The 21,557-nt window shown below is 59.8% G+C and carries 21 protein-coding genes; 4 read left to right on the plus strand and 17 right to left on the minus strand.

The window, feature by feature from the left end:
* Positions 1-30: 30 nt before the first annotated feature.
* The 9 genes from ASB58_RS08010 to iscR all read right to left on the minus strand — a co-directional run bounded on the left by ASB58_RS08010 (position 31) and on the right by iscR (position 8,011).
* A complete protein-coding gene (locus ASB58_RS08010) occupies positions 31-1,086 on the minus strand; it encodes a GGDEF domain-containing protein (RefSeq protein WP_118129941.1) in 1,056 nt (351 codons plus the stop codon).
* Between the two features lie 161 nt (positions 1,087-1,247).
* On the minus strand, positions 1,248-1,664 hold the full coding sequence (locus ASB58_RS08015; RefSeq protein ID WP_118129942.1) for a SufE family protein: 417 nt from the start codon (positions 1,662-1,664) through the stop codon (positions 1,248-1,250).
* A gap of 12 nt (positions 1,665-1,676) precedes the next feature.
* Positions 1,677-2,210 (minus strand): putative Fe-S cluster assembly protein SufT, encoded by a 534-nt coding sequence (gene sufT, locus ASB58_RS08020; RefSeq protein WP_202974600.1) that lies wholly within the window; start codon positions 2,208-2,210, stop codon positions 1,677-1,679.
* 64 nt (positions 2,211-2,274) lie between these two features.
* Complete coding sequence (locus ASB58_RS08025; RefSeq protein WP_083725238.1) at positions 2,275-2,631, minus strand: HesB/IscA family protein; 357 nt, start codon at positions 2,629-2,631, stop codon at positions 2,275-2,277.
* A gap of 10 nt (positions 2,632-2,641) precedes the next feature.
* Entirely contained in the window at positions 2,642-3,880 is a 1,239-nt protein-coding gene (locus ASB58_RS08030) for an aminotransferase class V-fold PLP-dependent enzyme (protein ID WP_118129943.1), read from the minus strand.
* Positions 3,873-5,180, minus strand: a complete 1,308-nt coding sequence (sufD, locus tag ASB58_RS08035; protein WP_118129944.1) for a Fe-S cluster assembly protein SufD — start codon at positions 5,178-5,180, stop codon at positions 3,873-3,875. Before sufD ends, ASB58_RS08030 begins: the two co-directional genes overlap by 8 nt.
* Before the next feature lie 4 nt (positions 5,181-5,184).
* A complete protein-coding gene (gene sufC / locus ASB58_RS08040; RefSeq protein ID WP_096006038.1) occupies positions 5,185-5,934 on the minus strand; it encodes a Fe-S cluster assembly ATPase SufC in 750 nt (249 codons plus the stop codon).
* A gap of 51 nt (positions 5,935-5,985) precedes the next feature.
* Positions 5,986-7,422 carry a Fe-S cluster assembly protein SufB gene (sufB, locus tag ASB58_RS08045; RefSeq protein ID WP_096006039.1) on the minus strand — a complete coding sequence of 479 codons (1,437 nt, stop codon included), beginning with the start codon at positions 7,420-7,422 and terminating at the stop codon, positions 5,986-5,988.
* 106 nt (positions 7,423-7,528) lie between these two features.
* Positions 7,529-8,011 carry a Fe-S cluster assembly transcriptional regulator IscR gene (gene iscR / locus ASB58_RS08050; protein ID WP_083725248.1) on the minus strand — a complete coding sequence of 161 codons (483 nt, stop codon included), beginning with the start codon at positions 8,009-8,011 and terminating at the stop codon, positions 7,529-7,531.
* Between the two features lie 264 nt (positions 8,012-8,275).
* On the opposite strand from iscR, the gene ASB58_RS08055 reads away from it, so the two are divergent.
* Positions 8,276-9,709 (plus strand): aldehyde dehydrogenase family protein, encoded by a 1,434-nt coding sequence (locus ASB58_RS08055; protein ID WP_096006040.1) that lies wholly within the window; start codon positions 8,276-8,278, stop codon positions 9,707-9,709.
* A 57-nt stretch (positions 9,710-9,766) separates the two neighbouring features.
* On the opposite strand, the gene ASB58_RS08060 is transcribed toward ASB58_RS08055, so the two are convergent.
* From ASB58_RS08060 to ASB58_RS08080, 5 genes are all read right to left on the minus strand, one after another.
* Positions 9,767-10,351, minus strand: a complete 585-nt coding sequence (locus ASB58_RS08060; protein WP_096006041.1) for an exopolysaccharide biosynthesis protein — start codon at positions 10,349-10,351, stop codon at positions 9,767-9,769.
* A 123-nt stretch (positions 10,352-10,474) separates the two neighbouring features.
* The gene (locus ASB58_RS08065) at positions 10,475-11,902 is read right to left on the minus strand and encodes an NAD(P)(+) transhydrogenase (Re/Si-specific) subunit beta (RefSeq protein WP_118129945.1); all 1,428 of its coding nucleotides are present in this window, start codon (positions 11,900-11,902) and stop codon (positions 10,475-10,477) included.
* Between the two features lie 7 nt (positions 11,903-11,909).
* Positions 11,910-12,224 carry an NAD(P) transhydrogenase subunit alpha part 2 gene (locus ASB58_RS08070; RefSeq protein WP_083725301.1) on the minus strand — a complete coding sequence of 105 codons (315 nt, stop codon included), beginning with the start codon at positions 12,222-12,224 and terminating at the stop codon, positions 11,910-11,912.
* 17 nt (positions 12,225-12,241) lie between these two features.
* On the minus strand, positions 12,242-13,366 hold the full coding sequence (locus tag ASB58_RS08075; RefSeq protein WP_096006043.1) for an NAD(P) transhydrogenase subunit alpha: 1,125 nt from the start codon (positions 13,364-13,366) through the stop codon (positions 12,242-12,244).
* A gap of 73 nt (positions 13,367-13,439) precedes the next feature.
* Positions 13,440-14,282 carry a metal-dependent hydrolase gene (locus ASB58_RS08080; protein ID WP_118129946.1) on the minus strand — a complete coding sequence of 281 codons (843 nt, stop codon included), beginning with the start codon at positions 14,280-14,282 and terminating at the stop codon, positions 13,440-13,442.
* Positions 14,283-14,465: 183 nt separating this feature from the next.
* On the opposite strand from ASB58_RS08080, the gene ASB58_RS08085 reads away from it, so the two are divergent.
* Positions 14,466-15,878, plus strand: coding sequence for an alanine/glycine:cation symporter family protein (locus ASB58_RS08085; RefSeq protein ID WP_118129947.1), 1,413 nt, complete (start codon positions 14,466-14,468; stop codon positions 15,876-15,878).
* Between the two features lie 40 nt (positions 15,879-15,918).
* Here the strand turns inward: ASB58_RS08085 and ASB58_RS08090 are convergent, their stop codons facing one another.
* From ASB58_RS08090 to ASB58_RS08100, 3 genes are read right to left on the minus strand one after another with little or no spacing between them, the layout of a single operon-like run.
* A complete protein-coding gene (locus tag ASB58_RS08090; RefSeq protein ID WP_118130038.1) occupies positions 15,919-16,692 on the minus strand; it encodes an SDR family NAD(P)-dependent oxidoreductase in 774 nt (257 codons plus the stop codon).
* Between the two features lie 11 nt (positions 16,693-16,703).
* The gene (gene cysS / locus ASB58_RS08095) at positions 16,704-18,089 is read right to left on the minus strand and encodes a cysteine--tRNA ligase (RefSeq protein WP_118129948.1); all 1,386 of its coding nucleotides are present in this window, start codon (positions 18,087-18,089) and stop codon (positions 16,704-16,706) included.
* Positions 18,089-19,756 carry a glutamine--tRNA ligase/YqeY domain fusion protein gene (locus ASB58_RS08100; protein ID WP_118129949.1) on the minus strand — a complete coding sequence of 556 codons (1,668 nt, stop codon included), beginning with the start codon at positions 19,754-19,756 and terminating at the stop codon, positions 18,089-18,091. The genes cysS and ASB58_RS08100 overlap by 1 nt, the downstream gene beginning before the upstream one ends.
* Positions 19,757-19,951: 195 nt before the next feature.
* On the opposite strand from ASB58_RS08100, the gene ASB58_RS08105 reads away from it, so the two are divergent.
* Together ASB58_RS08105 and ASB58_RS08110 are read left to right on the plus strand one after the other, a co-directional pair.
* Positions 19,952-20,446, plus strand: a complete 495-nt coding sequence (locus tag ASB58_RS08105) for a peptidylprolyl isomerase (RefSeq protein WP_096006048.1) — start codon at positions 19,952-19,954, stop codon at positions 20,444-20,446.
* A 13-nt stretch (positions 20,447-20,459) separates the two neighbouring features.
* Positions 20,460-21,182 carry a UDP-2,3-diacylglucosamine diphosphatase gene (locus ASB58_RS08110; RefSeq protein ID WP_118129950.1) on the plus strand — a complete coding sequence of 241 codons (723 nt, stop codon included), beginning with the start codon at positions 20,460-20,462 and terminating at the stop codon, positions 21,180-21,182.
* The last annotated feature ends 375 nt before the right edge of the window (positions 21,183-21,557 follow it).

Consider the following 21,557-nt stretch of genomic DNA (forward strand, 5'->3'; position numbering starts at 1 on the left):
GACTGACTCCCATTGGCTGCCAGTAACGGCTCAACCCTGATGGTAATCAGGTCGTCCGGTGGCTGCAACCGCCCGATTGGGTGCGGAGGGCCGGATGACCGTCTGGTCGCGACCCGCGCGCTTGGCGTCGTACATGCACTCATCTGCGTGTTTCAGCCAACCATCACGGTCAACATGGCCCCGTAACAGACTGCCGCCGATCGATACCGTAACAGCAGCCCCGTCCGGACGCTGAAGCTGTTTGCGCACTTGCCGCTGAACATGTTCGGCCATCGCCTCCAGGCTAACCACATCAGTCTTGGGCACCAATAACACGAACTCCTCCCCGCCCAGGCGAAACAGCCTGTCGGACGGACGGCAAACCTCGCGCACACAATCTACAAAATCGATCAGCACCTGATCGCCCGTGCCATGTCCGAAGCGGTCATTGATCTGTTTGAAGTGATCCAGATCGAGGACCAGCAGGCCAAAGTCAATGCCGTAGCGCTTGCTGTCGGCCATGGCAATATCCAGCTCGGCATCCATGGTACGCCGATTCCCGACACCGGTGAGCGGATCAATGGTCGCCTGACGGGCCAGCAGCCGGCGTTGAACCCTTGCCCGATGAGCAAACACGAACGCAAACAGGCCTGACAACAAGCAGGTGACGATAAAGGACGCCATCTGGTAGTGACTCTCGAATACCCGCTCAGGGTTCAGCCAGCCGTAAACACAAATTGCCACCAGCGTACTCATCGTCGCAATCAGGCTTTGCAACGGAGGCACAACAAAAAAGTTGAAGAGAATCAGGACATACATCCAGAACAGGCCGTTGGCACCCAGCTTCACGGAGACCAGAAAGGCACCAGCAGAATAGATCAGCGCGAGAAACTGCCCGGGCCGAATGGTATCCCCTGTGCGCCAGGCATACACCACGGCAAGCAAGGTGCTGACCACCAGAAAGGTATCGGTGGCCCCCACCAGCCAGCTGCCTTCGCCGAGCCGGAAAACCGCGTAGGGGGAGACGCCGACGACAGCCAGCAGGCCGACGAGCGTGATGATGGAGAGCTGAAAGTCGTCCTTCAGCCTGGACCAGAATGTCCGCATGCAGTGAACTCTGCAGTTGTTGTTTTTGTGGTTACAGCGATCATGTGGCAGGCCGCACAACACACTTCAGTCTGCCACTCAGTCGCAACGCGACCATAACCGCAGCCGCAGTCAAGCACAACCATTGATTGCCGCGCGCCATCACTTGGCGCAACGGCGCTTCAGGCTGCGGCGCTGGCCTGAATGCGTTGCACCATCGCGCGCAGGCCATTACCCCGCGTCACACTCAGGTGCTTAAGCAGATTGAGGCTCGAGAAATAGCCCTCGATATCAAAATCACGAATGTCCTCTGCCCGCTTGCCATTGTAGGCAGCCAGCACTACGGCCAGCAGCCCCTTCACAATGAATGCATCGCTGTCAGCATCAAAATATAGCCTGTCGCCCTCGCGGCGGCTTACCAGCCATACCTGACTCTGGCAACCGCGCACCAGGTTGTCCTCGGTGCGCTGATCGGCCTCAAGCTCGGGCAGCTCGCGCCCGAGGTCGATGATGTACTTGTAACGGTCTTCCCAACTATCAAAGAACGACAAGGTATCAACGATATCGTCGCTGGTGATGTCCGTGCCAAATCGGCTCATGTATCGCTGTCCTCAGAAAAACATACCGGTTTCAAGCTGCGCTTCTTCGCTCATCATGTCACGCTGCCAGGGCGGGTCAAATACCAGATCGACCTTCACCTCGTCCACGTTGGGCACCAGCTTGACGCGGTATTCCACGTCGCCTACCAGCACCGGCCCCATACCACAGCCAGGTGCGGTCAGGGTCATTTCGATGGTCACCCTGTGCGCCTGCTGATCCACCGCCACCCGGTAAATAAGCCCCAGATTAACCAGATCAACCGGAATCTCCGGGTCGTAGACGGTTTTCAACGCCTCCCAGACCTGCTCCTCGCAGATCTGATCATCGGCAGGCTCGGGGAAAGACAGCAGCTCCGGCTCAAGGCCCAGCGCTTCTGCATCCGTACCATCAACCCGTACCATCTGCCCGTTGTAGGTAACCGTATAGTTGCCACCCAGCGCCTGGGTAATGGTGACAAAGGTATCCTTGGGGATGGTCAGGGGGGTTCCGTCGGGAACTCGGCGGGCCGGACAGTCAGCCCGTGCCACCACCATGCGACGTTCCATCAGATTTCCTCACAGCAAGACAAAAGGGTGCGACGCAAACCGCCGCACCTTGAACAGCAACGGATCAATCGACGCTGAAGCTTTCGCCGCAGCCGCATTCGTCCTTCACGTTGGGATTGACGAACTTGATCTGCTGGTTGATACCCTCGCGCACCAGATCAATTTCCGTTCCGGACAGCACCTGCAGGCTCTCACCATCGACCAGCAGCTCTACCTGCTCGTCAAGCTGGTAATGCAGGTCACTGGCACCGGCCTGCTCAACCAGGTCAATGACATACTTGAAGCCGGTGCAGCCGCTTTTTTTCACACTCAGGCGCACTGCCTTGCCCTGCTGGCCGCCTAACTGGCGACGGAAATGCGCCAGCGCGGCCGGCGTCACGGTCACTGCCTGTTGTTTGGGGTCGAAAGACTCTACGCTCATCTGCTGACTCCTATAAAAACAGCCGTACTTTTTCCAGTGCGGCAAACAACCGGTCGATGTCTGCCCGGGTGTTGTAAAAGGCCAGACTCGCACGCACCGTACCCGGTATGCCGTACTGCTCCATGATCGGCTGCGCACAGTGATTGCCGGTACGTACTGCCACCCCCTGCTGATCAAGCAGCATGCCCACATCGTTGGGGTGCGCACCTTCGAGCAGGAAGCTCATGACGCTGGTCTTGTTTGCCGAGGTACCAATCAGCCGCACACCGGGTGTTGCCCTGGCACGCTCTTCGGCATAGGCCAGCAGCGCCTTCTCGTGAGCAGCGGCACCGGCTCGGTCGAGCTGGTTGAGATAATCAATGGCGGCACCAAAGGCGATCACACCGGCGATATCCGGGGTGCCCGCCTCAAACTTGTAAGGCAGCTGGTTGTAGGTGGTACCGGCAAAGCTGACCGATTCGATCATTTCACCCCCGCCCTGGTAGGGCGGCATGGCTTCGAGCAACGCGACTTTGCCATACAGCGCACCCAGGCCGGTCGGGCCAAACAGCTTGTGCGCGGAAAAAACATAAAAATCACAGTCAAGCGCCTGCATATCGACCGGCCAGTGGCTGACCGCCTGGGCACCGTCAATCAAGGTCAGCGCACCCGCGCCGTGCGCCAGGCGAATAACCTGCTCCACCGGGTTTACCGTTCCGAGTGCGTTGGAGACGTGACCGCAGGCCACCATCTTGACGCGCTCATCCAGCATGCCCTGCAGTGCGGCAAGATCCAGCACACCATCAGCATCGACCGGAATCGCTTCAACCGTGGCGCCCTTCTCCGCCGCCACCATTTGCCACGGCACAATATTGGAGTGATGCTCCATCGCCGAGACCAGCACCCGGTCACCGGCCTTCAGGTTCGCGCGCCCCCAGCTGGCCGCCACCAGGTTAATCCCCTCGGTGGTGCCACGAGTCCAGATGACCTGACGAGCCTCCGGCGCGCTGATGAACTCGGCGACCTTGATCCGCGCCGCTTCAAACTTCTGCGTTGCACGGTCAGCCAGCGCGTGAGCGCCGCGGTGAACGTTGCTGTTGTCATGCTCGTAGTAATCCACCAGCGCCTGAATCACCGCGCGCGGTTTCTGCGTGGTCGCGGCGTTGTCCAGGTAAACCAGCGGATGGCCGTTGACCTCCTGATTCAGAATCGGGAAGTCGGCACGCACACGCTCGGCGTCAAAGGACTGCGGCTTGACCTGCTCATTCATAACCGATCTGCCCTACCGTCTCGCTGGCCTGCCCAAACAGCGACACCAGGCGCGGCCGCAGATAGTCCTGCACCGCCTGCTCCGGCACCTGGTTGAGCAACTCGTTGATAAAGCCAAAGCTCAGCATGGTGATGGCGTCAGCCTTGGAAACACCGCGGCTCTGCAGGTAGTACATCGAGGTCTCGTCCAGCTGGCTGATGGTCGCACCATGAGCGCAGCGTACATCGTCCGCATAGATCTCCAGCTCGGGCTTGGTATTGATCTCGGCGGTGCGAGAGGTCAGCAGGTTCTTGTTGCTGAGTTCGGCAAGGGTTTTCTGCGCCTGCGGGTGGATATGAATACGGCCATTGAATACCGCCTTGGCAGAGTCACCGATGATGCCGCGGAACACCTCATTGCTGGTGCAGTGGGGCACGCAGTGCTCGACGTTGGTGTGGTAATCGATTACCTGACGGTTGCGCGGCAGATAAATGCCGTTAAGGTCCAGATGAGCGCCCTCACCCAGCATGTTGACCTGGTAGTCGATGCGCTTGAGACGACTACCCTGAGCCAGGGTAAAGCCATGGAAACGCGCATCACGCTGCAGGTTTACGTGCACGCCACCAACGTGCAACAGGTCTTCCTGTTCCAGGTTGATGCGATAGTGCTGCACCTGGGCGTTGTTGCCGACCACGACCTCGGTCAGGCTGTTGACGAAGCCGTTCTGCGCATGCACATCAGAGGCGTAATGCTCGATCAGCTCCGCCTCGGCGTTGTCTTCCAGCACGACCAGCAGGCGCTGACTGGCAGCCACCGGGGTGCGCTGTGGCGTGCTGATATTGACCACGTAGATCGGCTTTTCCAAGCGCTGACCACGCGGCACATGCACCAGCACACCGTCGGCAGCCCAGGCATTGCTCAGGGCGGCAAACAAGTGGCGCTCACTGTCGACGACACGGCCCAGGTGCTGACTGATCAGCGTGCGCTGCTCGTCATCGGCCTCGCCAAACCGCACGACGCCAGCCGGCAACGCGCTGGAGTGCTCACTGCTGAAGCGACCGTTGATAAACACCAGACGGGTAGCATCGAGCTGCAGCTGTTCAACCTCATCCAGCGCATGGCTGTCAGCCGCAGCGCCCCAGCCCAACTGCTGATATTGCTGCAGCGGAGCCAGCGACAGGTACTTCCAGTTCTCGGTCTTGCGCGTTGGCCAGCTTGCCTTCGCCCAAGTGCTGGCGCCCTGCTCGCGCAGGCTATTCAGCCACTCGGGAGACTGCTGCTGTTCTGCCAGCTGCAAGGCCGTCTGTTGAAAATCGCTCATCGGATCAGACTACCTCGCTTTCCAGCCAGCCGTAGCCCTTGGCTTCCAGCTCCAGAGCCAGGCTCTTGTCCCCGGATTTGACGATGCGGCCGCCCGCCAGCACATGCACGTAATCGGGCACGATGTAGTCCAGCAGACGTTGATAGTGGGTGACCACCAGGAAGCTGCGCTTGCCGTCGCGCATGGCATTGACGCCATCGGCAACCACCTGCAGGGCATCGATATCCAGGCCGGAGTCGGTCTCATCGAGAATGCACAGTTCGGGCTCAAGCAGCATCATCTGCATGATCTCGTTGCGCTTTTTCTCGCCGCCGGAAAAGCCCTCGTTGACACCGCGCTTGAGGAAGCTGGCATCTAGGTTGACGCGTTTGCAGGTTTCACGAGCCAGCTTGAGGAAGTCGACCGAGGACATCTCCTCCAGCCCCTGATGCTTGCGCTTGGCATCGACTGCTGCCTTGAGAAATTCCATGTTGCTGACACCGGGAATTTCCACCGGATACTGGAATGCCAGAAACAGGCCTTCGCGCGCACGTTCTTCGGTTTCCATTTCCAGCAGGTCCTGGCCCTTGAAGGTCACCGAGCCGGCGGTAGCTTCGTAGCCAGGGCGACCGGACAGCACATTGCCCATGGTGCTTTTGCCCGAGCCGTTGGGCCCCATGATGGCGTGCACTTCGCCTGGCTTGACCTCGATGGACAGCCCTTTAAGGATATCCTTCTCTTCAACTTTCGCGTACAAGTCTTTGATATTTAGCATCATTTATGCCTAATAAATTACTTTAACCATTGCCGGGCGGCGTCACTGCGCTCAGCCCACGGATCCTTCGAGGCTCACCTCAAGCAGCTTGCCGGCTTCAACCGCAAACTCCATCGGCAGCTCCTTGAACACCTCACGACAGAAGCCATTGACGATCATCGAGACGGCCTTCTCGGCATCCAGCCCCCGCTGCTGGCAGAGGAACATCTGGTCATCACTGACCTTGGAGGTGGTGGCTTCGTGCTCCACGACGGCGCTGGGGTTTTTGCTTTCGATATAAGGGAAGGTGTGCGCCCCGCAACGGTCACCGATCAGCAGCGAGTCGCACTGGGTGTAGTTGCGTGCGCCATCGGCACCCGGGTTGATCCGCACCAGGCCACGGTAGGCACTGTCGCTGCGGCCAGCCGAAATACCCTTGGCCACGATGGTCGAACGTGTGTTCTTGCCCAGGTGGATCATCTTGGTGCCGGTGTCGGCCTGCTGGAAGTTGTTAGTCAGGGCTACCGAGTAGAACTCACCGACACTGTTATCGCCCTTGAGCACGCAGCTGGGGTACTTCCAGGTCACCGCAGAACCGGTCTCGACCTGCGTCCACGAAATCTTCGCGTTGGTGTGCGCGATACCGCGCTTGGTCACGAAGTTGTAGATACCGCCCTTGCCATTGGCATCACCCGGATACCAGTTTTGCACCGTCGAGTACTTGATCTGCGCATCGTCCAGAGCGACCAGCTCAACAACCGCAGCGTGCAGCTGGTTCTCGTCACGCATCGGCGCTGTGCAGCCTTCAAGGTAGCTGACATGAGAACCCTCGTCGGCGACGATCAGCGTGCGCTCAAACTGCCCGGTGTTCATTTCATTGATACGGAAATAGGTAGACAGCTCCATCGGGCAGCGTACGCCCTTGGGGATATAGACAAAGGAGCCATCGGAGAACACGGCAGAGTTAAGCGCGGCGTAGTAGTTGTCCTTCTGCGGCACGACACTACCAAGATACTTCTGCACCAGCTCGGGATACTTGTGTACGGCCTCGCTGATCGGGCAGAAGATCACGCCTGCCTCATACAACTTCTCGCGGAAGGTGGTGACAACCGACACCGAGTCAAACACCGCGTCAACCGCCACCCCGGCGAGCATTTCCTGCTCGTGCAGCGGGATACCCAGCTTTTCATAGGTTGCCAGCAGCTCGGGGTCAACCTCGTCGAGGCTCTTGGGCTTGCTGTCCATGCTCTTGGGCGCGGAGTAATAGGATACCGCCTGGAAGTCGATTTCCGGGTAATGCACGTGGGCCCAGGTGGGCTCTTCCATTTCCTGCCAGGCACGGAAGGCCTTGAGACGCCATTCCAGCAGCCACTCGGGCTCTTCCTTCTTGGCAGAAATGAAACGGATCACGTCCTCATTCAGCCCTGGAGGCAGGGTCTCGGACTCGATGGCAGAGTGGAAACCTGCCGCATAGTCCTTTCTGATAAGGCTTTCGACTTCTTCAGTCACGGTATCACCTCAGATTCTGCAATCACGATCATGCGATCGCCAAAGCTTGATTCAGGCCTGTGCCGGCACGGGCCGACACATGAAAATGGAGAGCTCTGCGGCTCTTTCAGATAATGCGTTCCAGTTCGCTCACAGTGTGACGTGCCCTGGAAATGCAATGATCCTGACGCGAACTGACGCGACGGATGTCTTCACGCGATACCAGCTCCGCCAGCGTAATGTCGTTGAGGAACTGTCGCAGCCGCGCACTCAGGTCAGACCACAGGTGGTGAGTCAAACAGACCTCTCCATCCTGACAGTCGCCCTTGCCAAGGCAACGCGTCGCGTCCATCGAGTCGTTCACCGCCTCAACAATCTGCGCCACGCTGATCGCAGCGGCGCCGCCAGCCAGGCGGTAACCACCACCGGGACCGCGCACACTCTCGACCAGCTTGCCGCGCCGCAGCTTGGCAAACAGCTGTTCCAGATAGGAGATGGAGACACCCTGGCGCATCGAAATATCGGCCAGCGTGATGGGGCCCTGGTCTTCATGCAACGCCAGATCCAGCATGGCTGTAACGGCGTAACGACCCTTGGTAGTCAGTCGCATAGACGCTCTCAAGCGGTTGATTTCACCGCGACACTATGCAATATCCAAGCAATTCAGTCAAGTATTACGCCACCCTTGGCCGGCGCATTATAGAGGCTGCAGCGCCCCTTCGGAAGGCGAACGGCCTCACCCGCGAGACACTTACACAGATACACAACAAATGTCGCCAAATTGCGTGAGTTCGCGCTGGCAGCGATGTTATGGTTTGGCGATTAAAGAAGCGCTGATTAAGTAACACCCGTCAATAACAAGGAGCCATGTGCAATGAGCCACCACCAGCAGTTCTATATCAACGGCCAATGGGTTGCCCCCAAGGGGGATCAGCAACTGGACGTTATCAATCCCGCGACCGAAGAAGCCGTTGCCACTATCGCGCTGGGCACCAAGGAAGACGTTGACGCCGCGGTCGCCGCCGCCCGCGCCGCCTTCCCAAGCTACGCCGAAACCAGCCGCGAAGAACGCATTGCCCTGCTCGAGCGTGTGATCGAGGTTTTCAAAAAGCGCATGGGCGACGTCGCCGAGGCCATCTCCCTGGAAATGGGCGCGCCGACCAAGCTGGCGCAAGCCGCCCAGGCCCCCTCCGGTCTGTCGCACTTCATGACCGCTCTGGAAGCACTCAAGCATTTCGAATTTGAAGAAGAAATCGGCACCACCCTGGTAGTCAAGGAGCCGATTGGCGTCTGCGGCCTGATCACGCCTTGGAACTGGCCGATGAACCAGCTCACCTGCAAGATCGCGCCGGCACTGGCAACCGGCTGCACCATGGTGCTCAAGCCGTCTGAAGTCGCGCCGCTGTCAGCCCTGATTCTTGCCGAGATTCTCGACGAAGCCGGCGTTCCGGCCGGCGTATTCAACCTGGTCAATGGCGATGGTCCCACTGTCGGCGCAGCCATGTCCGGCCACCCGGATATCGACATGATGTCCTTTACCGGCTCCACCGCGGCTGGCCGCCAGGTCATGACCAATGGTGCACAAACCATCAAGCGCGTTGCCCTGGAGCTGGGCGGCAAGTCGGCCAACATCCTGCTTGACGACGTCAACTTCGAGAAAATGGTCGCCCACGGCGTCATGTCCTGCATGAACAACAGCGGCCAGTCCTGCAATGCGCCTACCCGCATGCTGGTTCCCAACAGCCGTATGGATGAAGTTGCCGCCATCGCGCAAGCGGCCGCAGCCAAGGTCAAGGCAGGCGATCCGAAGGCCCCCGATACCGTCATGGGTCCGGTGGTTTCCAAAGCCCAGTGGAGCAAGATTCAGGACCTGATCAGCGCCGGTGTTGAAGAAGGCGCTAAAGTCGCCGCCGGCGGCCCTGGTCGTCCGGAAGGTCTGGACAAGGGCTACTACGTCAAACCGACCGTGTTCACCCACGTCACCAACGACATGACCATCGCCCGCGAAGAGATCTTCGGACCGGTCCTGTCGATCATTGGTTATGAAGATGAAGACGACGCCGTGCGCATCGCCAACGATACCCGTTACGGTCTGTCTGGCTACGTCTCCTCGGGTGATCTGGATCGTGCACGCAATGTTGCTCGCCGCATCCGTACCGGCATGGTTCACCTCAACGGTGCGCCGCTGGATCCGAAAGCCCCCTTTGGTGGTTACAAGGAATCCGGTGTTGGTCGCGAGTGGGGCCACTACGGCTTTGATGACTTCCTGGAAGTGAAGTCCATCTACGGCTACGCCGCCAAGGCCTGAGCCTGACTGTGCCCGGCCGCCGCGGCCGGGCACATCCCCTTTCTCCCCGCCCTCGTATTAAAGCAATTTGCTCAAGACCAGCGTGGCCGCCGTCACGATCAGCGTCACGGCAATCAACACCAGCAAACCATCCCGCGCCACCAGCGCCAGGCCCATGATGGCCAGCGCCAAACCAACAATCGACGATGAGAACGGCACCAGCTCCAGCAGCGGCAAAGCGGCGGCGACCGCCACACAGAGTCCGGCGATCAGAAAGGTCGAGGTGCGATGCAGCATGAAGTCCAGACGCGGCTTGATCAGGCGATCAATTCTTCGCGCGACCGGTGTCACCCAGGCAATTGCCTTGCGCAGACGGGCCTGAGGTACCGCCCGATCCAGAATGAATGCAGGCAGCCAGAAGTTGCTGCGCCCGCATAACATCTGCAGCGCAATCAGCATGACAAAGATACCGGCGAAGATCGCCATGCCCGGGATACCGCTCAGTGGCGAAAACAGCACCACCCCCATGATCAGCAGCAATGGTCCAAACGAGCGACGGCCGATGGAGTCGACCACCGCCCGCATCGAGACCTGCTCCTGCTCGGCGGCGAGCCCGTCTACATGCTTGAGTAACTGCTCCAGATTCTGCGGTGATTCATCCACCTCACACACTCCTTCTGCGGGCGATCTACGCTCAAGCTGACCAGATAGCGCGCTTATTGGTTCCTACAGAATGCAAAAAGGCCCCTGCCCTTGCGGGCAGAGGCCTGATTGGTCGGCAAGGGATCAACCCAGCGACTTGACCGCTTCGATCATCTGAACCATGACTTTCTGGGCATCGCCGTACACCATGGAGGTGTTGTCGAGGAAGAACAGCTCGTTCTCGACACCGGAGTACCCCTTACCCTGACCACGCTTGACCACATAGGCCTGACGCGCCTGGTCCACGTTGAGAATCGGCATGCCGTAGATCGGGCTGGACTTGCGCGTGCGCGCAGCGGGGTTAACCACGTCGTTGGCACCCAGCACGATGGCGACGTCAGCCTGGGCGAAGTCCTCGTTGATATCTTCCAGGTCGAAGATGATGTCGTAGGGCACGCCCGCCTCGGCCAGCAGCACGTTCATGTGGCCCGGCATACGGCCGGCAACCGGGTGAATCGCAAAGCTCACCTCAACGCCCTGCTTCTGCAGCAGCTTCACGAATTCGTACAGCTTATGCTGCGCCTGAGCCACCGCCAGGCCGTAACCCGGCACGATGATGACCTTGTTGGCGTAATACATCGCGATAGCGGCATCGGACGCATCGGCGGACTTCATGGTGCCCTGAATCTCGCCGTCGGCACCGTCATCCTCGCCACCAAAGTCGCTGAAGATGATATTGCTGACCTGACGGTTCATCGCCTTGGCCATCATCAGCGTCAGCAGCGTACCGGCGGAGCCCACAACGGTACCGGCAATGATCATCGCCGGGTTCTGCAGCACGAAGCCCTCAAAGGCGACAGCCAGACCGGTAAAGGCGTTGTACAGCGAGATGACTACCGGCATGTCCGCGCCACCAATCGGCGTGGTGAGCAGCACGCCCAGCGCCAGAGCAACGGCAAAGAACAGCATGATCAGCAGCACCGGCGTGTCAGCCGCACCGGCAATGGCCATGACGCTGATGATCGCACCAATGAACAAGGCACCACCCAGCAAGCAGGCGTTGACGTACTGATGCTTGGCCAGACGCCAGGTCTTGTTCATCCGGCCATCGAGCTTGGCCCAGGCAATCAGCGAGCCCGACAGTGCAACGGCACCGATCAGACCACCAAGGATGGCCAGCACGGTCACCACAACACCGTGAGCCAGAGCGTTGCCTGACAGCAGTTCGGTGGCGGCAATCGCCGCGGCCGCGCCGCCGCCCATACCGTTATACAGCGCAACCATCTGCGGCATGTTGGTCATGGCAACGCGCTTGCCACTGAACCAGGCCCAGCCGGTACCCAGCCCCAGAGCCAGAATCAGCAGAAACAGGTTGGTGCCCAGGTGCGCTTCGGCGCGCGGACTGACATCAAAGCCATAAAGGAAGGCCGCAACCACCGCCACCAGCATACCGCCGCCGGCAACAACGATGCCCGAACGCGCAGTGACCGGGCTGGCCATGCGCTTGAGACCATAAAGAAACAGAAACGCTGCGACAAAGTAGGCCGCGTCAATCAGAAAAGCACTGAACATGGTCTACTTACTCCTTGTCTGCGCCGGGCGCTTTGTTAGTCGGCTTGAACATTTCCAGCATGCGCTCGGTGACCACGTAACCACCCGCCGCGTTGCCCGCGCCCAGCAGTACGCCGACAAAACCGATGACCTGTTCCAGCGTGGAGCCCGCATTCAGCAGGGCCCACATTGCCCCCACCACCACGATACCGTGGATGAAGTTGGAGCCCGACATCAGCGGGGTGTGCAGAATGGCCGGTACGCGGCCGATGATTTCATAGCCGGCAAAGGCTGCCAGCAGGAAGATATACAGGGCTACAAAGCCTGTGATAGTGACGCTCATATCCATTTTTTAAATCCTCAAGCCTGCTCTTCAACAGCAGCGCGCGCTGCATCGTTGCGGATCTCGCCATCGTGGGTCAGCACCGAACGGGCCAATACTTCATCCTCCCAGTCCAGAGACAGCTCACCGTCCTGCACCATCAGGCCGACCAGAGCCAGCAGGTTGCGGGCGTACAGCTCAGATGCGTGCTCGGCCAGATGGCTGGCGATATTCAACGGCGCGACAATGGTCGCCGGGCCGACTTCCACGGTGTCGCCGGGCTGGGTCAGCGGCGTGTTGCCACCGCCTTCAGCGGCCAAGTCAATGATCACGGAGCCACTCTTCATACCCATGATCTGCTCTTCGGTGAGAATCTTGGGGCTTGGCTTGCCAGGAATAGAGGCGGTGGTGATGATCGCATCCGCTTGCTGCACGTGGCGCGTCAGCACCTCTTGCACCTGCTTCTGCTCGTCTTCGGTCAGCTCACGGGCGTAACCGCCCTCACCCACTGCGGAAACACCGGTATCGACGAACTTGCCACCTACCGACTGAACCTGTTCGCGCACTTCCGGGCGTACGTCGTAGCCTTCGATCATGGCCCCCAGGCGCTTACCGGTCGCTAGCGCTTGCAGCCCGGCAACCCCGGCGCCCATGACCAGAATTTTGGCCGGGCGCAGCGAGCCGACGGCGGTGGTCATCATCGGCAGAATGCGATTCAGGTGGGTGGCAGCCAGCAGCGCGGCGTAGTAGCCGGCCAGTGCCGCCTGGGAAGACAGCGCGTCCATTGCCTGGGCACGCGTGATACGCGGGATCAGCTCCATGGCAAAACAGGTGATACGGCGATCGCGCAGCGCCTTGACCACCTCTGGCTCGCGCTGTGCGTAGATAAAGCTGCACAGAATGGAGCCTTCGGGCATCAGCTGAATGTCAGCGAGGCTTGGCGGCTGGACGCGGAAAAACAGGCGGGTCTCGGCCGGCGCAGCGCCGATGGTGGCACCGGCAGCGGTGTAGTCGGCGTCCGGAATACGGGCCGCCTCACCGGCGCCCGGTTCCAGGTGCGGTTCAATGCCGAGCTTTTGCAGCTTGGCAACAACCGCCGGCACCAGGGCCACGCGATTCTCGTGGCGCCGGGTTTCTTTTGCGATGTGTAGTTGTATTGGCATGGTAGCTCCTCACAAGAGATTGCGCGCAAGGATACACCAGTAGCGACGACTCGTCGCCTCAGACCGAGACAATTCAGCAGTTTGTTCGCAACGTATTAGCGGCGTCAAACTCGCGCTGACACTCGCGCATCAGCGCCTCATTATCGTGCTGCCAGGGGTGAAAGTCCTCCCGATAGAAATCACGATAGGCACCCCAGAGGCTGGAAAAGAATCCTCCGCGCCCCCACAGCCAACGCATCCCTCGCCACCAAAGGCGCAGGTCCCACTGATGTCCGTCGCGCTTGAGCATGTGCCAGACACCACGAGTAACATCGCGCAGGAAGAACCAGGTCGAGAACCGCATGGCCTCGCGCAACAACTTGCGATCACCGCACACCTGCATGTACAGATCGAAGGCGACCGCCTTGTGCTCTGTTTCTTCCAGCGCGTGCCAGCGCCAGATGCGCCGCATCGCCTCATCAGAGCCCTTGAACCAGCGCAGTTCGCGCAGCACCGCATCAGCCATGATGGCGGTGAAGTGCTCCATGGCCACTGTGCCGGCCAAACGGCGCTCAGGAGAAAGATGTTTGTTTGCGTAGGCGATGCGGCGACGCACCGGCTGGGTCAGCGCCTCGACGTCATAGCCGAGCGCCTGCAAGCGGTTGTTATATTCGATGTGCTCACGGCTATGATGCCCTTCCTGGCCGATAAAGCCACGAATCAGAGCCTGCTGCTGCGGATCGGTCACCTGATCACGAAAATGCCTGACTGAGTCGATAAAAAAACGCTCGCCATCGGGGAACAGCAACGACATGGCGTTGAAGAAGTGGGTTTTGAAAGGGTCGCCAGCAAGCCAGTGTCGCGGCAGCGGGTCCGGCAGGCCGAAGTCAATGCGGCGGGGTTTGATAGTCAGGTTTTCAGGCGTTACCACAGTCATGACTCACCTCACGTATTGTGCATTTTTATTATCGTCGTTACGTCGAGCACTCCTCCCATCCTCTGCCCTTTCGACACTTTTGACAATAGACATTATCAGATCATCGACTGGCGCCCCGACGCAGGGCCGCTACAGTGACAGTAACAATCTATTTCAAAAGTATTAAAACCTTGGGGGACAACCATGAATGCGATCATTGACGCGCTGAACACGATTTTCTGGGGTTATGTCCTGATCTACGGGCTACTGGCGGTCGGGATCTTCTTTACTATCCGTCTTGGCGCCCTGCAGTTTCTTCACTTTGGCGAGATGATTCGCTCGGTGCTGGGCGCACGGCAGAGTGACAAGTCCGGCATCTCTCCCTTCCAGGCCCTGTGCACCAGCCTCGCCTCGCGAGTCGGCACCGGGAACCTGGCCGGCGTAGCCGTCGCGCTATATCTGGGCGGCGCTGGAGCCATCTTCTGGATGTGGATGGTGGCGCTGGTCGGCATGGCGACCGCGTATGCTGAAAGCACCCTGGCCCAGCTGTACAAGGTGCGCGATGGTGAGGGGCAGTACCGCGGCGGACCGGCCTTCTACCTCTCCAAGGGCCTCAAGGCGCCGTGGGCTGGCAGCATTTTCTCGGTCTGCCTGATCATTTCCTTCGGCCTGGTATTCAATGCCGTTCAAGCCAACTCGATTGCCGACGCGATGGAAGGCGCCTTCGGCTTCAATAAACTGGTCGTCGGCATCGCCATCGCACTGGTGGCCGCGGTGGTGATCTTCGGTGGTCTGCGCTCCATCGCGCGCTTCGCTGAATTCGTCGTCCCCTTTATGGCTGCGGCCTATGTGCTGATGGCTCTGGTGGTGCTCGCGATGCACTATGACGAGGTGCCCGGCGTGCTGGCGACCATTGTCAGAAGTGCCTTCGGTCTCGAAGAAGCCGCAGGTGGCGTGGCAGGCTCGGTCACCGCTGCCATGTTAAACGGCATCAAACGCGGCCTGTTCTCCAACGAGGCCGGCATGGGCTCAGCGCCCAACGTCGCGGCAACGGCCACTCCCAACCCTCACCATCCCTCCTCGCAAGGGTTTGTGCAGGCAACTGGCGTATTTATCGACACCCTGGTGATCTGTACCGCGACCGCGGTGATGATTCTGCTCTCGGGCGTACTGGAACCAGGCAACGGCGTCACCGGTACCCAGCTGACCCAGGCTGCGATGGAAGCCCACATTGGGGATGCAGGCCGCTATTTCATTGCCTTTGCAATCCTCTTCTTCGCCTTTACCTCCATCGTCGCCAACTACTCCTATGCAGAGAACGCGATGATCTTCCTGGGGCTTGGCGGCAAGATGGGGATGCTGAGCCTGCGCTGTGCGGCGCTGGCTATGGTGGTTTGGGGGGCATATCAGGCGGTCGGTACGGTATTCAATGCAGCAGACGCGTCCATGGGGCTCATGGCAACCATCAACCTGATCGGCATACTGCTGCTATCCGGCACGGTGGCCAAGCTGACCAAGGACTATCTGGCCCAGCGCAAAACCGGCGTCGAGCCGGTATTTCGGGCTGACGAGTACCCCGAGCTGAAGGACAAGATCAATTCCGACATCTGGTATTGATTGGCTTGCCAGCCGTTTTAGCCCGCTGCGTTGCAGCGGGCTATCCCTTGATTTCCTGCAACGAATTACCGCCGTCCACCACCAGCATCTGACCTGTCATGTAGCTGCAGCCTTCGCTGGCCAGGAACAACGCCACGCGGGCCACCTCATCCGGCCGCCCCGGGCGCCCAACCGGCGTATGCCTGCCCGCTTCCAGCTCGGCAGGCAGGCTTGACGGCGTGTGAATCCAGCCCGGTGCAATGGCATTGACGGTAATCCCCTGCCCGGCCACCTCGTGCGCAATGGAGCGGGTTAGCCCCACCATCGCGGACTTGGCCGCGCTGTAACCTGCGGTACCAGGAAAGGTCACCAGCGGACCGGTGACCGACGCGATATTGATGACACGCCCGAACCCAGCTGCCAGCATGTGCTCCAGCACTGGCTGACTGACGTGCACACAGGTATTGAGATTCAGGTCAATCTCACGTTGCCAGTGTTCAAAGGCCATACAGTGAAACAGATCACCAATCGGTTGTTCGATACCGGACTGCGACATCCCGGCGTTGTTCACCAGAATGTCGATCCGTCCAAACTGCTTCATGACCTGCTGGACCAGCTCTGCAGCCTGCTCCGGGTGCGTCAGGTCGGCTACCGCAGCCAGACTGCGGCTGCGCTCCGGGTCGAGCTCATTCTGCCGCTGGAAGATCCGGTTGGTCGTGGACGTGAGAACCACCGACGCACCGGCCGCGTAAAAAATCCGCGCGATGGCAAAACCGATACCATCGGCGCTGCCCGCCCCCGTAATCAGAGCGACGCGGCCATGCAGGTTGGTCATGCTGTGCGGCATTATTCCGCCAACCGCCAGGTGGTACCGCCCTTGCCATCCTCCAGCACGATTCCCATGGCGGTGAGTTGATCACGAATGCGATCAGACTCTCCCCAGTTCTTGTCGGCACGCGCCTGAAGGCGTGCTGCGATCAGCGCTTCGACCTCGGCGGCGTCAACCTTACCGGCAGCACCGGCCTGCAGGAAGGCGTCAGCATCCAGCTGCAGCACACCCAGCACTTCAGCCAACTGACGCAGACGCGCCGCCAGCCCGGCGGCTGCGGCTACATCAGATTCTTTCAGGCGATTGACCTCGCGCACCATTTCGAACAACACGGCGCAGGCCTCAGGGGTATTGAAATCATCGTCCATCGCCGCCGCAAAGCGCTCGGCAAAGGCGTCGCCACCGGCAGGAGCGGCTTCGGGCAGACCTTTCAGAGCGTTATAGAAACGCTCCAGCGCACCCTTGGCTTCCTTGAGGTTGTCTTCGGAATAGTTGATGGCGCTGCGGTAGTGGCTGGAGACCAGCAGATAGCGCACCACTTCAGGATGGTACTTTTCCAGCACCTCGCGAATGGTGAAAAAGTTGCCCAGACTCTTGGACATCTTCTCGCCGTCCACACGCACGGCGCCCGCGTGCATCCAGGCTGCTGCGTACTGCTCGCCCGTTGCCGCTTCGCTTTGGGCAATCTCGTTTTCGTGGTGCGGGAACACCAGATCCGGGCCACCGCCGTGGATATCAAAAGTATTGCCCAGGCAGCAGGTCGACATCACCGAGCATTCGATGTGCCAGCCAGGGCGGCCTTCACCCCAGGGAGAAGTCCAGCTCGGCTCACCCGGCTTGGCGGCCTTCCACAGGACGAAATCAAGCGGGTCCTGCTTGGCTTCGTCCACCTCGATGCGCGCGCCGATCTTCAGGTCTTCGATCTTACGACGCGACAACTTGCCGTAGCCTTCGAACTTGCCGACGCGGTAATAAACGTCGCCGTTACCCGGCGCGTAGGCATAGCCCTTGTCGATCAGCGTCTGAATCATGGCAAACATGCCATCGATATGTTGACTGGCACGTGGCTCCTGATCCGGACGCAGCACATTCAGCCGAGCCTCGTCTTCGTGCATGGCCGCGATCATGCGCTCGGTCAGTTGCTCGAAGGTTTCACCATTCTCGTTGGCGCGCTTGATGATCTTGTCGTCGATGTCGGTGATGTTGCGCACGTAAGTCAGGTCATAGCCGCGGTGGCGGAACCAGCGCGCCACCACGTCGAACGCAACCATCACCCGTGCATGGCCGATGTGGCAGAAGTCGTAGACCGTCATGCCGCAGACGTACATGCGCACCTGGTTGCCAACCAGCGGCTTGAAGGCGTCCTTGGTCTTGGTCAGGGTGTTGTAAAGTGCGAGCGCCATCAGCCCCCCCAGGAGTCGCGCAGAGTGACGGTGCGGTTAAAGACCATTGCACCAGCCTTTGAATCGCGTGAATCAACGCAGAAGTAGCCTTCACGCTCAAACTGGAAGCGATCGTCCAGCGTGGCATCAGCCAGCGACGGCTCGGCACGGCACCCAGTCAGCACCTGCAGGGAATCCGGATTGATATTGTCGAGGAAGGTGGTGCCCTCTTCGCCCTTGTCCGGGTTCGCCGCGTTGAACAGGCGATCATACAGGCGTACTTCACATTCGATGCTGCTGCTCGCCGGTACCCAGTGGATAACGCCCTTGACCTTGCGGCCTTCCGGGTTCTTGCCCAGCGTGTCCGGGTCGTAGCTGCACAGCAGCTCGACAATGTTGCCGTCGGCGTCGGTAATGGCCTCATCTGCACGGATCACGTAACTGCCGCGCAGGCGCACTTCGCCACCCGGCACCAGACGCTTGTAGCCCTTCGGCGGATCGACCATGTAGTCCTCACGGTCGATATAGATCTCGCGTTCGAACGGCAGCACGCGCTCGCCGATATCCTGTTTGGGATGACGCGGCAGGCGCAGTTCTTCGGTCTGACCTTCCGGGTAGTTGGTGATGGTCACTTTCAGCGGCTTGAGCACGCACATGGCACGCGGCGCGTTGGCATCCAGGTCATCACGGATACAGAACTCCAGGACGCCCATATCGACCACGCCGTCAGAACGGGTCACGCCAATGCGCTCGCAGAACTCGCGAATGGCCGCCGGGGTATAGCCGCGGCGACGGAAAGCGCTGAGCGTCGACATCCGCGGGTCATCCCAGCCATCGACATGCTTTTCGTCAACCAGCTGCTTGAGTTTGCGCTTGCTGGTCACGGTGTAGTTGAGGTTCAGACGGGCAAACTCGTACTGACGTGGCTGCGCCGGCACCGGCAGATTGGCCAAGAACCACTCGTACAGCGGGCGGTGGTCTTCAAACTCCAGGGTGCAGATCGAGTGCGTGATGCCTTCCAGGGCGTCAGACTGACCGTGGGTGAAGTCATAGCTCGGGTACACGCACCATTTATCGCCAGTCTGGTGGTGATGTGCGTGACGAATACGGTAGATGATCGGATCGCGCAGGTTCATGTTTGGCGCGCTCATGTCGATCTTCGCGCGTACCACTTTGGCACCGTCAGCAAACTCGCCGGCGGTCATGCGCTGGAACTGATCCAGGTTTTCGTCGACGCTGCGCTCGCGGAAGGGGCTGTCCTTGCCTGGCTCGGTCAGCGTGCCACGGTACTCACGGGCCTGTTCAGGTGTCAGCTCGCAAACATAGGCCTTGCCGGCCTTGATCAGCTCGATGGCCCAGGCGTGCAGCTGGTCAAAGTAATCCGAGGCGTAACGCACATCACCGCCCCATTCAAAGCCCAGCCACTCGACGTCGGCCTTGATTGCGTCGATGTACTCCTGCTCTTCCTTGGCCGGGTTGGTATCGTCAAAGCGCAGGTGACAAACGCCGCCGAACTCGCGAGCCAGGCCAAAATTCAGGCAGATCGACTTGGCATGCCCGATATGCAGGTAGCCGTTAGGCTCCGGCGGAAAACGCGTGACAATGCTGTTGTGCTTGCCACTGTCCAGATCCGCTTGAACGATCTGGCGCAGGAAGTGACTCGGAGGGGTAGCGTCGGGCTTGTTCATAAGGTCGGCAAAACTCGCTCAGGTGATGTTTTTCGCATCAGGGATAACTCGGGACAGCGCCGCTATTGCAATAGTCTGCGCATCCCTAGGCCATCATGGCCAAAACCCGTATCATACCCGAAACTTGCAGGTGCCTGAATGCAGCAATGCGGCAGGCGTCTCACCCTATTTGCCCGACTGTCTGAGGATTACCCCATGGTCAAACTGCATACCAACTACGGCGTCATCACCCTGGAACTCTTTGCCGACAAGGCACCGGTGACCGTTGAGAACTTCAAGCAGTATGTGCGTGACGGCCACTATGACGGCACTATCTTCCACCGCGTCATCGGTAACTTCATGATCCAGGGCGGCGGTTTTGCGCCCGGCATGCAACAGAAGGACACCCGCGACCCGATCAAGAACGAAGCCGACAACGGCGTTGGCAACAGCGTGGGTACCGTCGCCATGGCGCGCACGCCTGATCCGCACTCCGCCAGCGCGCAGTTCTTCATCAACGTGGCTGACAACGACTTCCTGAATTTCTCCGCACCCACCATGCAGGGCTGGGGCTACGCCGTGTTCGGCAAGGTCTCCGAGGGCATGGACGTGGTCGAGAAAATCAAAGCGGTACGTACCACCTCACGCGCCGGTCATCAGGACGTGCCAGCCGAGGACGTGATCATCGAGCGCGCCGAACTGGTCGACTGAGACCTCCGCCACGATGCGCTATCTGTTTATCTCGGATCTGCATCTGGAAGCACAACGCCCGGATATCACCCGGGCGTTTTTGCGTCTGCTGGAAACCCGCGCCCCGGACTTTGACGAGTTATATATCCTCGGCGACTTCTTTGAAGTCTGGCTGGGTGACGACACCATCGATGAACTGGGCCAAGACGTTATTCGCGCCCTCTCCCATTTGAGATCACAAGGCACCCGGGTCTACCTGATGCACGGCAATCGCGACTTTCTGCTCGGCAAGCGCTTTTGTCGCGCCGCCGGCTGCACGCTGCTGAACGATCCCACGGTGGTCAAGTTGAACGGTGAAGCGGTACTGCTGATGCACGGCGACAGCCTCTGCACCGACGACCTTGAGTACATGCGCATGCGCCGCTGGCTACGCAACCCTGCCAGCCGCCTGATACTGCGAAATCTGCCCAAGCGCACCCGTTACAAACTGGGCCGCAAGCTGCGCGACGAAAGCCAGAACCGCACCCGCATGAAAGCGGCCGAGATTACCGACGTTAACCTGGGCGCGGTTGCCCACATCATGCGCGAGAAAGGCGTAAAAACGCTGATCCACGGCCACACCCACCGCCCGGCAATACACGACCTGATGATCGACGGCAAACCAGCCCAGCGCATCGTGCTTGGCGACTGGGACCAGGCCGGCTGGGCGCTTGAAGTCGACGAAAACGGCAAGCGCCTCGAAGCCTTCGCGCTATAGAGCCGGCAGCTGGCTGGAAGCTGGAAGGTGTTGATCGGTGGGGTGCTGGGGATCTGCGCCCCGGGGCAGCTTGCGGGGCGCCCTTGTTAGATGGTTTTGGCTGGAGGCCAGAGGCTGAAGGCTGGAAGTTTTGGCTCCGAGTAGACGGCAAGCCGCTCGGCAAAGGTCCTTCCCATAGCCCAGCCACTCACTGAGAATTATGGCTTCCAGCCTCCAGCCTCCAGCCTCCAGCCAACCCTCAACCCTTTCCCCAAAAACAAAACCCCCAACACTTACGCGTCAGGGGTTTGTTTAAACCGAAAAAACCAGCCACTCACGCGGCGGTGGTCTTCCAGTTTTCAGCTTCTAGCTTCCAGCCGCCGGCCCAAGGGCCGG

It is taken from the genome of Pseudomonas abyssi (assembly GCF_003444685.1).
GTDB classification, from domain to species: Bacteria; Pseudomonadota; Gammaproteobacteria; order Pseudomonadales; family Pseudomonadaceae; genus Halopseudomonas; species Halopseudomonas abyssi.